Source organism: Shewanella sp. 8A, assembly GCF_023475945.1.
Lineage (GTDB): Bacteria > Pseudomonadota > Gammaproteobacteria > Enterobacterales > Shewanellaceae > Shewanella > Shewanella xiamenensis.
This window is the reverse complement of the sequence record NZ_JAMDJP010000025.1, coordinates 31,639-46,991: the sequence shown is the minus strand read 5'-3', so window position 1 is coordinate 46,991 and position 15,353 is coordinate 31,639. Positions and strand designations below refer to the sequence as shown.

The window sequence follows — 15,353 nt, the reverse complement described above, 5'->3', positions numbered from 1 at the left end:
TATAATTTTATTTGTAATTTTATTACTACAAGAGGTCAGTATGGCACCAAAGGTATTTTACATCTCCGACGGCACAGCGATCACAGCAGAGGTTTTTGGGCATGCAGTTCTCTCGCAATTTCCATTAGAATTTGAGTCACTTACAATTCCATTTGTTGAAACATTGGCAAAAGCTGAAAACGTTAAACGACAAATTAATGATTGTTTTATTACAACAGGCGAACGCCCCTTAGTGTTCCATTCAATCGTTAAACCGGAAATTCGGGACATCATTTATTCGAGTGAAGGTCTCGATTACGATTTTTTAAATACCTTCGTCGCTCCACTTGAACAACATTTAGGCGTAAGTGCATCGCCTGTATTACACCGCACCCACGGTAAAGCCAATCAGGGTTATGAAGCCCGTATCGATGCCATCAATTTTGCGATGGATAATGATGATGGCCAAACCATGAAGCATATGGATCAGGCCGATTTGATCCTGCTGGGCGTGTCTCGCTGCGGTAAAACCCCGTCCAGCCTCTATTTATCGATGCAGTTTGGTATTAAAGCGGCTAACTACCCGTTCACCGAAGACGATATGGATAACCTTAAACTGCCCGAAGCCTTAAAACGCAATAAGAAAAAATTGTTTGGGTTGACCATCGATCCGGTACGCTTACATGAAATCCGCCAAAGTCGGATGGAAAACAGTCGCTACTCTTCCTTAAAGCAGTGTCGTTTAGAGGTAAAAGAAGTCGAGATGATGTTCAAACGTGAACGTATTCCCTATATCGACACCACCAACCACTCGGTCGAAGAAATCGCCACTAAGATTTTGGATGTCACCGGCTTAGAACGTCATATGTTCTAATCTTGATGATTTCGAACGAGACAATCGAGTCCCTCGATTTAGGCTAAATAGGTCTAACTTAAATCAAATTCATTGCACAGTTGCCGACAATTAACACAATTGGCACTGTGCAATGCTGTTCGATTCGTTATAATCCGAGGCAATCTGGCGAAAAGCGCCGCACGCAAGCTCGGTATTTTGAATGACCATTAAAACAGACGAATTACGCACTTCCTTATTAGCTAAAGTCATCTCACCTGCACAACTGGCATCTGAGTACCCGTTAACCCAAGATGCAGCCGATTACCTCGTTCAGCAACGTCGTGAAGTTGAAGCCATTATTATGGGCGAAGATCATCGTCTACTGGTGATCATTGGCCCTTGCTCTATCCATGATACGCAAGCTGCCCTCGACTACGCCCGCCGTTTAGCTGTGCTGCATCAAGAGTTAAAGGACGATCTCTGTATTTTAATGCGGGTGTACTTTGAAAAGCCGCGCACCATTGTTGGCTGGAAAGGGTTAATTTCCGATCCTGACTTAGATGGCAGCTTTGAACCCAATAAAGGATTGCGTATTGCCCGTCAGCTACTACAGCAAATCACTGAGCTGAAATTGCCGATTGCCACCGAGTTTTTAGATATGGTGAACGGTCAATATATTGCTGATTTAATCACCTGGGGCGCTATCGGCGCTCGCACCACTGAAAGCCAAGTCCACCGCGAAATGGCCTCGGCACTCTCCTGCCCTGTGGGTTTTAAAAATGGAACCGATGGCAATATCAATATCGCCGTTGATGCCGTTCGTGCCGCCAAAGTGCCACATATTTTCTATTCACCAGATAAAGATGGCGCCATGTCTGTCTATCGTACCCATGGCAATCCTTATGGGCACATTATTTTACGCGGTGGTAAAAAACCTAATTACTTTGAGCAGGATATTGAACAAGCAAGATTAAAACTTGAGTCTGTCAATGTAACGCCGCGTGTAGTGGTTGATTTTAGCCACGGTAACAGTGAAAAAAATCACCTAAAACAACTGGTCGTTGCTGAAAATATCATGGCGCAAATGCGCGCGGGCAGTACGGCCATTGCCGGCATCATGGCAGAAAGTTTCTTACATGAAGGCAATCAAAAAGTGATTGAGGGTCAACCTTTATGCTATGGCCAAAGCATTACCGATGCCTGCTTACATTGGGATGACTCAGAAAAATTACTGCGAGATCTGGCTAAAGCCTCACGCGATAGGCGTGAACTTCTCGGTAAATAAGTCGATTACCAAACACTAAAGGCTTCCACTGGAAGCCTTTTTACTTTTCGTTTTGTCTTAAAACCTAACGATATAGTCGTTTTATATCATTCAAATTGAAAACTCACTATAATCGCGCCTCTTGAAAATGCATAACCTCAGGTTGCCGTATGCCACATTCACTCGACTCTACTCGCCCTGCTTTTTCCGATGCCATTGAACAACGAATCAATCAATCCGAAGCGCGTGTAATCAAAGCCGTATTTCCTTCTATCACCAATCACCACAATACCTTATTTGGTGGTGAAGCCTTAGCATGGATGGATGAAACCGCTTTTATTGCTGCGACTCGTTTCTGCCGTAAAGCCTTAGTTACAGTCAGCTCTGATCGAATCGACTTTAAAAAACCTATTCCAGCGGGTACCTTAGCAGAGCTTATCGCCCGCGTGATCCATGTAGGTAATACCTCGTTAAAGGTCGAAGTCAATATTTTTGTCGAAGACATGTACCAAGATCACCGTGAGCATGCGATCCGTGGCGTATTCACCTTTGTTGCGGTAGACGAACAACGCCATCCAACCCAAGTGTGGACGGCTGAATAAGATTTATACTACGTAATAACGTACTCTAGCCCTTTAACAGCAAGGTTTTAGGGCTAATTTATTCGTTCATTTAAGCAAGACAAAAGTATAACAACCAGAAACATATAAAAATTTTGTCCTTCTTGCTGCATAAACCAATAGGATCCTCGATTACTTTTCTGTTACATTGGGTTTAATCTTCACGCGCCACGAACATAATCAAAAAAGCCATGAAGCTAGAAAACTTAAATATAATTATTGCCGACGACCATCCATTGTTTCGAAATGCACTACGTCAAGCACTCAGTAGTGCCTTTGAGCGCACCCAGTGGTTTGAGGCTGACAGTGCCGATGCGTTGCAGTCTGTGTTAGATTCACAAAGTGTCAGCTACGATTTGGTTTTACTGGATTTGCAGATGCCAGGTTCCCACGGCTATTCGACGCTTATCCATCTGCGCTCTCACTACCCTGAGCTGCCTGTTATTGTGATTTCGGCCCACGAGGATATCAATACCATTAGCCGTGCTATTCACTATGGTGGTAGTGGTTTTATCCCTAAATCGGCGTCGATGGAAACCTTGAAAGAAGCCCTAACCGCTGTTTTATGTGGGGATTTATGGCTACCTAAAGGTGCTGATATTATACCTATCGAAGATGACAGCACTGATAAAATGGCCAGTAAGCTCTCAGATCTCACGCCGCAGCAATATAAAGTACTGCAAATGTTTGCTGAGGGCTTGCTCAATAAACAAATCGCCTATGACTTAGGGGTTTCTGAAGCAACAATAAAAGCGCACGCCACTGCCATTTTTAGAAAACTAGGCGTTCGTAATCGCACTCAAGCGGTTATTGCTTTAAGTCAGCTTGAAATGGATAAAGTCGATTTGTCATAGTCGTACGTGTCATTTCAATTCTCAACACAATAAAAATGCCGCAATTGATGCGGCATTTTTATTAATTTCACCAATAGTGTAGCTTAATCAACGCATAGGCAGATTTTTATCTGCAAACATCTCATCAATTAATTGCTGATCACGCAATGCGACGGCCTTCTCAACCACATCACGAGTTAAATGTGGCGCAAAGTGTTGAATAAAATCATACATATAACTTCGTAAGAAACTACCCTTCCTGAAACCAATTTTAGTGGTGCTATGGGCAAATAAATGGCCAGCATCGATGGCAACTAAATCTTTATCAATATTTGGATCAATCGCCATAGAGGCAATCACTCCTACACCTAAGCCTAAGCGCACATAGGTTTTCAGCACATCAGCGCTGGTAGCACTAAAGACAACCCGCGGCTCAAGGTTTGCACGATTAAACGCTTTCTCAATTTCCGATGCCCGATCAAACCCAAACACATAAGTCACTAATGGAAAACGAGCTAAATCTTCAATACTAATATGAGTCCGTGTTGCCAAGGGATGATCTTTTGGCACAACGACGGAGCGATTCCAGTGATAACAAGGCAACATAATCAAATCGGAATACAAATGCATCGCTTCGGTTGCAATCGCAAAATCAGCATCACCTCGGGCTGCCTGCTCACTGATCTGCGATGGCGTCCCCTGATGCATATGTAGGTTAACTTTGGGATAACGGTCGATAAACTGGCGAATGATATGGGGTAAAGCATAGCGAGCTTGGGTATCCGTTGTCGCAATATTCAATTCACCTTGATCCGGTTTTGTATATTCCTCAGATACTTTTTTAATACTTTCAACTTTACCTAAGATGTCATTGGCGATATTAATCACCTGCTGTCCAGCTGGCGTCACATGGGTCAAATGTTTACCACTGCGACCAAATATTTGAATACCTAATTCATCTTCCAACATGCGAACTTGCTTACTGATCCCAGGCTGTGATGTGTATAAATTTTCAGCTGTGGCCGATACGTTAAGGTTATGCTTTACGACCTCAGCAATATACCTGAGCTGTTGCAGTTTCATCTTATGTCCTTGTCTCAAACAGGCTGAAATGGATTGGTTAAAATAGCACCACTCAGTATCAGCTATAATCAATCGTTATAGTATATAGTAAAAATTAAAGCAAATAGGAATATAGAGCACAAGTCTTATGTTTCAAACGACAGAAATGATAACCTAGGCTAAGATAACTATGCTAGTTTATTGATTTATTGTAGCATTAGCTCAATTGGATAAATAATGGAACAGCTATGACATTCACCTTGGTTCTGATCCTCATCGGTGCACTATTACTGCTTGTTATCGGAATTAACGTAATACAACAACAAAAAGAACGTGCAGAGGCTGAACGTAGGATTGAATTTGCCCGCCAACGTGCGATTCTTGATGAAACAGAAACCGTATTATCCAATACAGGGATGATACCTTGTAGTACACATATAATGTTAGTGCTCTATCGCCGTGTTCAAGATGCTTTGGAAATGGCAACATCACTGAGCACAAGCCAACAACAAGCTGATTTTCAACGTCGACTTGCCGATATCAAAAATCAAATTGATTCATTACAAGCTAACCCACCTCAAGTCCCGCCGATTGAGAATTTTAGATTGCCTGATAACGACAAACAAACTTTGGTGTTAGTACAAACGTTAAAGAAACTAAAAGCCATTTTGCGTGCAGAGCATAACAAGGGGAGAGTCGACCCAGCGGTGTTTGGTCAGGAAGAAAATCGTATTGATAGTTTACAGCTCAGAATTAACGTTGACTCTATGTTGTCACGTGCTCGCGCCGCAAGTTTTATGAAGCAATACGGATCTTCAAAGCAAATGGTGACTAAAGCATTAGCCACTTTGCATGCGATTAAAGCGCAGACGCCAAACGACCCCTTCATCGCCCGTAAAGTCGATGAAGCCAAAATGCTATTAGATGAAATTATGGGCGCACAAAAACTCACTGCACCCAGTGCACCTAAGCCCAAGAATGAAGAAGACGATATCGATATGCTGTTTCAACCGAAAAAGAAATGGTGATCAATCTTTAAAACACAAAAGCCAAGTCAGTGACTTGGCTTTTTTATTGGTTGAAATCTAACTTAAGCAGTAACACAACCTAGAGCATATTCACAAAGCGTTCATCCTCAATGACGATTTGTGAACATGCCCATAAGCACATGTTTATTTCTTCGCTTTCTTCGCTGATGATTCACTTACCCATTTACCATTAACATAATGGGCGGACCATCCAGTGGCTTTACCGTCGACTTCCGTCGCCACATATTGCTCTTTGGTCTTACGGCTAAACTTCACCGCCGCCTTATTGCCGTCATCATCAGCGATAGGTGCATCTGCAAGATACTGATACTTAGGCCATAAGAGTTCACGGTATTTCACTAATTCTTCAACCAGTGGCGCACGGGTTTCCCTCGATTTAGGGAAGGTACTGGCCGCTAAGAATATCCCTGCCGCCCCGTCACGCAGCACAAAGTGCGCATCCGACTTGCTACATTTAAGCTCTGGTAAGTAAATAGGATCTTCTTTTGGTGGCGCCGCTTCACCGTTTTTCAGTAACTTACGAGTATTCTTACATTCCGCATTCGTACAACCGAAGTACTTACCAAAACGACCGTTTTTCAGTTCCATATCATGACCGCAGCGGTCACATTCGATTAATGGGCCTTCGTAACCTTTGATCTTAAATTGCCCTTCTTCGACTTCATACCCCTCACAAACAGGGTTATTACCACAAACATGCAGTTTGCGTTTTTCGTCGATAAGATAACTGTCCATTGCCGTGCCGCAAATACCACAGCGGTGCTTGGCACGCAATGCATCGGTTTCGGCATCTTCACTATCGCTGATCGCTTCAATGCCTGGCGTTAAGTTCATGGTGGTTTTGCAGCGCTCTTTTGGTGGCAACTCGTAACCAGAACAACCGAGGAATACCCCTGTTGTGCCTGTACGGATCCCCATTGGACGACCGCAAGTAGGGCACTTAATATTGGTCATCACCATTTGATTGAGGCGCATACCGCCCTCTTCCGGTGCTAATTCTGCTTTCTCTAATTGTTTAGTGAAGTCAGCATAGAAACCATCGAGTACTTTTTTCCAATCCAACTCACCCTTAGCAACATCGTCGAGGGTCTGTTCCATACTGGCGGTAAAGTCATAGCTCATCAACTCGGCAAAACTATTGACTAAGCGTTCACTGACTATTTCGCCCATTTTTTCAGCGTAGAAGCGGCGGTTTTCCACTTTCACGTAGCCACGTTCTTGGATCGTCGAAATAATGGTGGCGTAGGTTGACGGACGGCCAATACCGCGCTTCTCTAACTCTTTAACCAATGACGCTTCACTGTATCGCGCTGGAGGCTTAGTAAAATGTTGTTTAGGCTCGAGTTCAACGAGAGATAATACATCCCCTTCGTTTACTGCCGGTAGCGTATTGTCTTCTTCGTTTTTCTTCTTGATTGCAGTTTGAACACGGGTCCAACCGTCAAAGCGCAGGATGCGTCCTGTTGCTTTAAGTTCGTAGTCGCCTGCTTTCACCGTGAGTTTAGTCGCGTCGTATTGGGCAGGTGTCATCTGGCAGGAGACAAACTGACGCCAAATTAACTCATAAAGGCGCTGCGCATCACGTTCCATATCAGTTAAAGCCGCAGCTTCAACATTGACATTTGAAGGACGAATCGCTTCGTGCGCTTCTTGTGCGCCTTCCTTAGAACCGTAGCGGATAGGCTCGGCAGGTAAATACTTGGCGCCGTATTCCTTGCTGATCATCTCACGTACGCTGTCTAAGGCCTCTTGGCTTAGGTTTGTCGAGTCGGTACGCATATACGTGATGTGACCCGCCTCGTACAAGCGCTGCGCCATCATCATGGTTTTCTTCACCCCAAAGCCTAAACGAGTACTGGCCGCTTGTTGCAGGGTAGAGGTAATAAAGGGTGCAGAAGGTTTACTTTGAGTCGCTTTGTCTTCACGGGCAATCACTTTAAAGCTGGCCGAAGATAAGGCCTGCACCGCGGCTAACGCTTGTTGCTCGTTGGTTGGCTCAAAAGCTGAATCTAAATACTTAACCACTTCCATGCGCAGTGCTTCGCTGGCTGGCGTATTAAGCTCAGCATGCACATCCCAAAACTCTTCTGGCACAAAGGCTTTGATTTCACTTTCGCGTTCCACCACGAGACGCACTGCCACAGATTGTACCCGTCCTGCGGATAAACCACGGGCAACCTTCTTCCACAACAGTGGTGACACCATAAAGCCGACGACACGGTCTAAAAAGCGTCGTGCCTGTTGGGCATTAACCATATTGGTGTCGAGGGAAGAAGGCTTACTAAAGGCTTCTTGAATCGCAGATTTGGTGATTTCGTTAAACACTACGCGCTGATAACGTGAAGGATCGCCACCAATCACCTCTTGCAAATGCCAGGCGATGGCTTCCCCTTCACGGTCTAAGTCCGTTGCGAGATAAATTTGGTCAGCAGAATCAGCTAAGGCTTGCAGCTCTTTAACCACTTTCTCTTTACCCGGTAGAATTTGATATTTAGCCGCCCAGCCCTTTTCAGGGTTAACGCCCATACGCGATACCAGCGCTTGATGATCTTTCATCTTTTTGTATCGCGCCTTTTCTTCTGGCGACATCTTCTTTACTTCGGCGGCAGGTTTCACCTTATCGGTGCCGTCAGATATAGAAGATGTAGGCAGATCACGGATATGACCTACGCTCGATTTAACGATGAATTCTTTGCCAAGATATTTATTAATGGTCTTAGCTTTGGCCGGTGATTCGACAATAACTAGCGATTTACCCATAGTTTGATTTGCGCCAAAAAATCTCAAGAAGGTGGAAATTGGCTCCATATATAGAGGGTTGCATTGAGAGTTTCAAGCTAATCCCTCTTTTATATGTACCAGCGAGTCACTTTTTAATCAAAGTTGAAAAAATGTAAAAAAATAATATTGCGTAATTAAAAACTAATATTTCATTATTTGCCAGCAAGCAAGAAATAGTTATGCATTTATCGCGAAAAAGTCGCTTTGAGCACAAAACCGTGCGCTTGTGCCCACAAAAACCTTCAGTATACTGGGTCGCTTCAGGGACCATTTGAATAAATAATAACCTTCCCTATCACAAGGATATGCAATGAAGCACTTTGAAGCGAATTTCGACGGACTCGTTGGGCCAACCCACAATTATGCCGGTTTGTCTTTTGGCAATGTGGCCTCACTCAACAACGCTGCTTTAGTCTCTAATCCTAAAGCCGCCGCTAAACAAGGTTTGCAAAAAGCCAAAGCACTCGCTGATTTAGGGATGATCCAAGGCATGTTAGCGCCACAAGAGCGCCCCGATCTTAACACGCTGCGCCGAATTGGTTTTTCTGGCAGCGATGCCCAAGTTTTACAACAAGCCGCTAAAACCGCGCCTGCGCTACTTAATGCCTGTTGCAGTGCTTCAAGCATGTGGACGGCTAATGCGGCTACCGTGTCACCCAGTGCCGACACCCGTGATGGTAAACTGCATTTCACGCCCGCTAATCTAGTCGATAAGTTGCATCGCAGCATCGAGCCCATCACAACGGGGCGCATCTTAACAGCAACTTTCAATGATCCCCACTATTTTCATCACCATAATCATTTACCTGAGCATAATAGCTTCGGTGATGAGGGCGCAGCGAACCACACTCGCCTATGTCAGGAATATGGCCACGCTGGGGTTGAACTCTTTGTTTATGGACAAGAGGCGACAAATCCTCATGCTCCTAAACCACTGAAATATCCGGCAAGACAAACCCTCGAGGCCTCGATGGCGATAGCAAGATTGCATCAACTCGAAGAGGATAACTGCGTTTTTATTCAACAAAATCCCGACGTGATTGATCAAGGCGTATTTCACAATGATGTGATTGCCGTGGGTAACCAAAATGTGCTTTTCTACCACGAGCAAGCATTTTTAAATACACAGGCAAAATTGGATGAAATAAAATGCAAACTCGATACCGAGTTATATTTTATCGAAGTTCCAACCGCCAAAGTGGCGATTAACGATGCGGTGAAAAGTTATCTATTTAATACCCAAATCATCACTCTCCCCTCAGGAGAGATGGCGATCATTGCCCCAACCGACTGCCAAGAAAACCCCGCTGTTTATGCTTATTTAAATGAGCTACTCACCTTAAATACGCCAATCAAACAAGTGCTGTATTTCGATGTTAAACAAAGCATGCAAAATGGCGGCGGCCCAGCCTGCTTACGTTTACGGGTTGCCATGAATGAGCGCGAAGTAGCCGCAGTAAATCAGCACACTTTACTTAACGATGCTTTATTTGCACGTTTAAACGCTTGGGTAGATAAGCACTATCGCGACCGTTTATCAACTCAGGATTTAGCCGATCCGCAATTAGTTATCGAATCACGCACCGCACTAGATGAGCTCACTCAAATCATGAAACTCGGGAGCGTATATCCATTCCAGCGATAGTGTTTCAGTAAAAAGTAACGTTAGTTAATCGCATAATGAGGCCCCCAATGTTGGGGCCTCATTTTTTGAGTGCTTCGAATTTATCAGGAAAATAATTCAACTGGGGGGTCATTAGGCGTTAGCTGCAACTCGGTTTCAAACGACATGCCCAATTTTTTCAACAGCGACTTAGAGGCCTGATTATGTGGGCTGACAATCGCGACAATCCGTTCAATCCCTAAGGTTTTACCGAATTCCAGTGATGCCCTAGCGGCTTCAAACGCATAGCCTTTGCCCCAATATTGAGGCAAAAAAGCATAACCTAAATCCACATCCTTCAGCGTGGGTCTTTTAATTAACCCGCAGATCCCAATCGGAAAACCATTTTCGGCCAGTACCACTGCAAATAACCCAAAACCATGCTCGCGATAGCTGATAGCAGGCCCATTAGCGATATAATCCTTGGCGTCCTGCAAGCTACGCACTCCTTTATCGCCAATATTGTCGATAAATCCTTGGGTGTTGAGTAGCACCAAAATAAATGACGCATCATCGGGCGTTAACTGCCGCAGCAGTAATCTTGGGGTTTGGGCAACTTGCATACTAAGGACTCCCATTCAGAGGGGATAAACTAGGTTATAGGTAACGGACGTACTGGCTGCCATCCTTTTGCGGTTTTTTCGGTGCGGCTACCGCTGGGGTGCCAACATATAAAAAGCCGACGATTTGATCCTCTGGCGCTAAACCTAACGCTGCATTCACATTGGCATCGAAGGCAAAATCTCCCGTGCGCCACACTGCGCCTAATCCTAAGGCGAATGCCGCTTGCTGCATTGCCATCGTAGCGCAGCCCGCTGCAATTTGCTGCTCGAGCACTGGCACTTTAGGATGTTGTTGGGTTTTCGCTACAACCGTAATCACCATGGGCGCACGCATCGGCATCCCTTTGGCTTTGTTGATAAAATCTTCATCTGCGCCGCTGGCTTTGGCGGCATTAACATAGATATCCGCTAAGGTGTCTAAACCCTTCCCCGTGGCAATAATAAATTCCCACGGCGCTAACGCGCCATGATCCGGCACTCGAATCGCCGCATCTAAAATGATTTTAAGCTCATGCTCATTGGGTGCTGGCGCGGTTAATCTTGGAGTAGATTGGCGGGTGAGTAAAAGTTCGATAGCGTCCAAGTGATTATCCCTGTTCTTATAAATGGGTGCGTATAAATTGGCTCAAGCATAGCAAATTGCGGCTAAAGAGGTACAAAAAATCCCACGTAAAAGTGGGATTGAAAGCGTTTACAGGCAACGTCGCTCGGCTTACTTTACGCCATAACGCTTAGCGATAACGTAATCAAGACTGGTATAACGCCCACCACCTAGGCTTAAGAGTGCCAGCAACATAATGAAATAGGTCACCGCAAACTCAATTCCATTATTCAATACAACCAAGTTACCTGAACTGGTTAACCAATCGTAATTGCCGTATTGCTGCAACAGGGATTTGGCCTTATCCAGCTTGTCACCCGCTTCGAGCACCCGCTCATTTGCCAGCCATGAACTGCCATCGGCAATTGCCAACCAACCATTAGGCCAATGCACGGTAAAAGCGGCCACCAGCATAGTGATCATCAGCGGGATAGAAATCAGTCGCGTGGCTAATCCGAGTAATAACAAAATCGCCCCAAAAAACTCAGTGCCCGCCGCCAGCGCGGCCATTAATGTCGGCATTGGTAGACCCAGCCCCCAGTCGGGATTCGCAAACCAAGCGACGGTGTCTTCAAAATGTGCGAGTTTGTTATACCCAGCCTGCATCAGTACAGGTGCAAGATAGAGCCTAAGGGCCAAGGGTGCGAGTCCATCAAACAGACGGCTAGCATTGAGTGATTTTTGATAAAATGAAACGAGGGACATGGGCTATATCTTCAACAAAATGACGTTGTTCAATAGACCTTGTCACCAGGATTAATCTTTCATAGTCTTAACAGCCTTTTCGATTCCCTCTTGATTTAATTCGCGAAGATCTTGAATAAGCTTGTTCAGCTTCTTATAAAAATGTTTCGACTGCTTAGGTGTCAAACTAGCATTAATGGCCAGCAATAACGCCCCAAAGGCCTCGGTGTTTTGCCTTAAAATAGCGCGGTGTTTTTCTGATTTAAGCTCGTCTGGCTGTGTCATCAGCAACGTCAAACGCTCGGTCAGCAGCGGAATATCGCTGCGCTGCCCAAGGGCAACCTCAAATTGGCGCAGCCATTCATGGCGGTAGTCGAGCCACATATCTAGGGTGGATAGCCGCTGTTGATTATATTGATGGATAAGGGCTTTTTGATCATCCGTTACGCTCCCCAGCCAGTCATCGAATTGCTCGATAAGATTCTCATCGGCCTCTTGTTGTAACTGCTCTGGAGTTTTACCGGCAAATTCCTTAATCAATTCCTGCTCGTCTTTTCGAGACTGGGTAAGAATTTGCTTTACCTGAGAATCCGTTAATGATGCGATGATCGGCAACATGTCAGGTAGCGCAAACTCAAATAACCTAAACCAATGCCGCTTGGCGAGTGTGACATGCTCAGCCCAAAGCGCAGGGGTTAAGGTATTGGTTTGAATGAGATGTTCAACTTCGGTTAACTGCGCCACATAGTGAGCAAGCTCTTCAGATTGATGCCAACGCACAAACTTTTCGATAAGCCGATCCATACTCTTTTGCTGAGTTTTATCTAAAGTGACATAGTCATCTAATTCCCAACCGATAGCCCAATCCAGAAAATGGTAACTAAACTTAGTCGAACACGCGGATACCCCAAACACCAATACCAACAGCAACAAGGTTTTTTTCATCAATTTGCGTCCTTTCTCTCTTTGTCATCCTACGACACCCAGGTTAACAAAAAGTTGCACCAATAACATAGCAGTAAACATCACGAAGTGTTTGACCTTAACTGTTTTGCTTAAGTGGTTTTACAGAGGATTATGGGTGCAAGCATCTTTGACTAAGTGTGGTAGCGTAAAGATGTGTTTAAGCGTCTTGGCTTACTAGCTGCCAAAAGCTATCAAACCAAGCAAGATACGCCTGCTGACGCTCTACATCTGTTTGCGCCGCCATCAGTAGCGCCCAGTAAAGCGCAAACACCCAATACATTTCAATTGCAGCTGGAATCGCCGTGATCGCGGTGGATGTGAGGCCTGGATGTTTTGCAAGATATTGCTGTACTAAAATATGCCGCTGCGCTGGTGTTAATCTGTGGGTCGCCAGCACAGCGGCCAGCTCACATAAAGGATGAGAGGCAGTGGCGTATTCAAAGTCGATACAATACAGCCGGTTATCCTTTATCAGCAGATTATGCGGATTTAAGTCTCGATGGCAAAATTGCGCCGCCACCAAACAATCGGCTAACGCTTTTGTCCAACGATGAATTTGCGGTTGTAAGCCCAACAATGAGTCCAACCGCGTCTGCCAAGCGCAGCCTTTATCGGTTGCAGCAAAGGCTAATAACTGCTGATGATATTGCTGCCACTGCTCAGTCACGCTGATGTGATAAGGCCCAGCCGATTGCAAGCGTAGCTGTTGCAATAATTGCTGCAATAGAGCATGTGCATAATTTGGGCACTGGGATTCAAGTAATGTCAGCGGTGTGAACTCTGCGGCGAAAGACTGAAGCGTGGGAACCTCGTATAATGCGCACTCAAGATTTTCAGCATGCGCTTGCAGCCACCTTTGCACCCACAATTCTCCATGGGTGAATTCGGCCGCACTACACTGATATTCCAAGTCGTTCCAGTTAACCACGTGATAAAAATCAGCCCCGTCGCCGAGCATTTCCGGCGTCCGAGAAACGTTAACTCGACAGGCAATCTCCTGTGATTCGATAAATGCACTTACATAGTAACGATGATCGCAACTTGCCCATATCAGCTCAGGCGCAAGCTTTGCCTTAGCCAGATTACGCCAATAAAACAACTCCTGCTCTCGAGAACAAAACCGGTCGGCGGCATCGGCATTAAGACGTAATACGTATTGTGCCGCAGGTGTTTGAATATGATAGTTATGATTACTTAATCCACCCGCCAACTCGTGGATATGCGTGATATGGCTTAGCCCTGCCTGGCGTAATATCGGAACCAGCCTTGCAAACACCTCAGCAGATAACGGCTGCATTAACGGCTTACCACTGATGTTGCAGTTAAGATCTTAGGTGTTGGCAGTTGGTCCATATCAGTATTTGTCATCACTTAACCAAGTAACTTAGCGGCACGTTCGCCATTAAGATTGAGACGACTCTCGGCCAGTGCGGTGCGCCATAGGAAATAGCCCACAACAGCTAACCCCACATAAAGCACAAATAATAATGAGGTCAGCATAAGGCCTTTACTCAAGTAGAGGTAAATCGACACCAGATCGATAACGACCCAATACAGCCAGTTCTCCAACACTTTTTTGGCGACTAAATAGGTGGTCATCACCGCAAAACAGCTGGTCGCAGCATCGAGATAAGGAAAAGAAGCTTGAGTAAAGGTCGCCATACCATGACCAATACCAAGGGAGACTAGCGTCGTTGCAGCAATCAACTTTAAATGTGTTTTCAGCGGCCAAGTGGTCACCTTAACACCTTGATGTTTATCACCACCTTGAGTCCAGAGCCAATATCCATAAAGTGCCATGCCCATATAATAGATATTGAGCATCGACTCCATCAGCAATGCTACTTTCCAAAACAACACAGTGTAAATGGCCGTGCTGGTAAATGCCGCCGCCCAGCACCATACGCTTGCCTTCATAGCCAGTAGCAAATACGCCATGGCTAATACCACAGCAAGTGCTTCCCACGCGGTCATCACATGGACTTCCCCAAGGGCGGCATTAACACTATTGACTAGCGTTAACCATAAATCTGTCATTGCCTTACTCTCACGATAAATCGCATTCTAAAAACCTGCAGGCTTGAGCCGTAACGGAGTGAGCGAGCCTTAAATTAACCACTGATATCGCGCAGTGGCCAAGCTCATTAAAGGCATTACTCACTGTGGGCTAAATTTAGCTCGCCACCAATAAACTTACACACAAACACGGCTTTGCCCCACTTCTCATGGGCGGCTTGCATTTCGGTGGCCAGCATCGCCATCACGTCCGAATAGTCGCCGCACACTTGGGTCGCCATCGCATTGGTAACACGTTGAATCGTGGGATAACTGTCTAAACGATGAATAAACCATTTAATTGGATCGAGGTAGTTTTCATTAAAAGGATACATGCTAATTTCGGCGGTCAGTTTCATCTTCAATCCTTATTTCAAATACTTATTATAAAAATAGCC

At 45.2% G+C, this 15,353-nt stretch carries 15 protein-coding genes; 6 read left to right on the top strand and 9 right to left on the bottom strand.

Translation table 11 applies throughout. From position 1 onward, the window contains the following. Positions 1-40: 40 nt before the first annotated feature. The 4 genes from ppsR (at position 41) to M0413_RS17090 (ending at position 3,552) form a co-directional block, all read left to right on the top strand. The gene (ppsR, locus tag M0413_RS17105) at positions 41-853 is read left to right on the top strand and encodes a posphoenolpyruvate synthetase regulatory kinase/phosphorylase PpsR (RefSeq protein ID WP_011072591.1); all 813 of its coding nucleotides are present in this window, start codon (positions 41-43) and stop codon (positions 851-853) included. A 181-nt stretch (positions 854-1,034) separates the two neighbouring features. Further along, positions 1,035-2,099: a 3-deoxy-7-phosphoheptulonate synthase gene (locus M0413_RS17100; protein ID WP_069455136.1), complete on the top strand. Its 1,065-nt coding sequence runs from the start codon at positions 1,035-1,037 to the stop codon at positions 2,097-2,099. 149 nt (positions 2,100-2,248) lie between these two features. Beyond that, positions 2,249-2,680, top strand: coding sequence for an acyl-CoA thioesterase (locus M0413_RS17095; RefSeq protein ID WP_037419524.1), 432 nt, complete (start codon positions 2,249-2,251; stop codon positions 2,678-2,680). Between the two features lie 209 nt (positions 2,681-2,889). Then, positions 2,890-3,552 (top strand): response regulator transcription factor, encoded by a 663-nt coding sequence (locus M0413_RS17090; protein ID WP_037419521.1) that lies wholly within the window; start codon positions 2,890-2,892, stop codon positions 3,550-3,552. 87 nt (positions 3,553-3,639) lie between these two features. Here M0413_RS17090 and cysB read toward each other — a convergent pair whose 3' ends face one another. Next, positions 3,640-4,614, bottom strand: coding sequence for an HTH-type transcriptional regulator CysB (gene cysB / locus M0413_RS17085; RefSeq protein WP_011622367.1), 975 nt, complete (start codon positions 4,612-4,614; stop codon positions 3,640-3,642). A gap of 227 nt (positions 4,615-4,841) precedes the next feature. Between cysB and zomB the strand changes: the two genes are divergently transcribed. Beyond that, on the top strand, positions 4,842-5,621 hold the full coding sequence (gene zomB, locus M0413_RS17080) for a flagellar motor control protein ZomB (RefSeq protein WP_037419518.1): 780 nt from the start codon (positions 4,842-4,844) through the stop codon (positions 5,619-5,621). Between the two features lie 144 nt (positions 5,622-5,765). On the opposite strand, the gene topA is transcribed toward zomB, so the two are convergent. Next, positions 5,766-8,402, bottom strand: a complete 2,637-nt coding sequence (gene topA, locus M0413_RS17075; protein ID WP_069455457.1) for a type I DNA topoisomerase — start codon at positions 8,400-8,402, stop codon at positions 5,766-5,768. Between the two features lie 331 nt (positions 8,403-8,733). On the opposite strand from topA, the gene astB reads away from it, so the two are divergent. Next, positions 8,734-10,068, top strand: coding sequence for an N-succinylarginine dihydrolase (gene astB, locus M0413_RS17070; protein WP_249555012.1), 1,335 nt, complete (start codon positions 8,734-8,736; stop codon positions 10,066-10,068). Positions 10,069-10,151: 83 nt separating this feature from the next. On the opposite strand, the gene M0413_RS17065 is transcribed toward astB, so the two are convergent. The 7 genes from M0413_RS17065 to M0413_RS17035 form a co-directional block, all read right to left on the bottom strand. Next, entirely contained in the window at positions 10,152-10,649 is a 498-nt protein-coding gene (locus M0413_RS17065; RefSeq protein ID WP_047538930.1) for a GNAT family N-acetyltransferase, read from the bottom strand. 34 nt (positions 10,650-10,683) lie between these two features. Further along, complete coding sequence (locus M0413_RS17060) at positions 10,684-11,232, bottom strand: NAD(P)H nitroreductase (protein WP_144345663.1); 549 nt, start codon at positions 11,230-11,232, stop codon at positions 10,684-10,686. A 129-nt stretch (positions 11,233-11,361) separates the two neighbouring features. After that, positions 11,362-11,955, bottom strand: coding sequence for an HvfX family Cu-binding RiPP maturation protein (locus M0413_RS17055; protein ID WP_188871549.1), 594 nt, complete (start codon positions 11,953-11,955; stop codon positions 11,362-11,364). 51 nt (positions 11,956-12,006) lie between these two features. Continuing rightward, the gene (locus M0413_RS17050) at positions 12,007-12,879 is read right to left on the bottom strand and encodes a DUF6279 family lipoprotein (RefSeq protein ID WP_203433457.1); all 873 of its coding nucleotides are present in this window, start codon (positions 12,877-12,879) and stop codon (positions 12,007-12,009) included. A 178-nt stretch (positions 12,880-13,057) separates the two neighbouring features. Then, positions 13,058-14,197 carry a phosphotransferase gene (locus tag M0413_RS17045; protein ID WP_249555010.1) on the bottom strand — a complete coding sequence of 380 codons (1,140 nt, stop codon included), beginning with the start codon at positions 14,195-14,197 and terminating at the stop codon, positions 13,058-13,060. A gap of 74 nt (positions 14,198-14,271) precedes the next feature. Further along, a complete protein-coding gene (gene pnuC / locus M0413_RS17040) occupies positions 14,272-14,937 on the bottom strand; it encodes a nicotinamide riboside transporter PnuC (protein ID WP_037419501.1) in 666 nt (221 codons plus the stop codon). Positions 14,938-15,053: 116 nt separating this feature from the next. Then, positions 15,054-15,314, bottom strand: a complete 261-nt coding sequence (locus M0413_RS17035) for a hypothetical protein (RefSeq protein WP_037427460.1) — start codon at positions 15,312-15,314, stop codon at positions 15,054-15,056. Positions 15,315-15,353 lie beyond the last annotated feature (39 nt).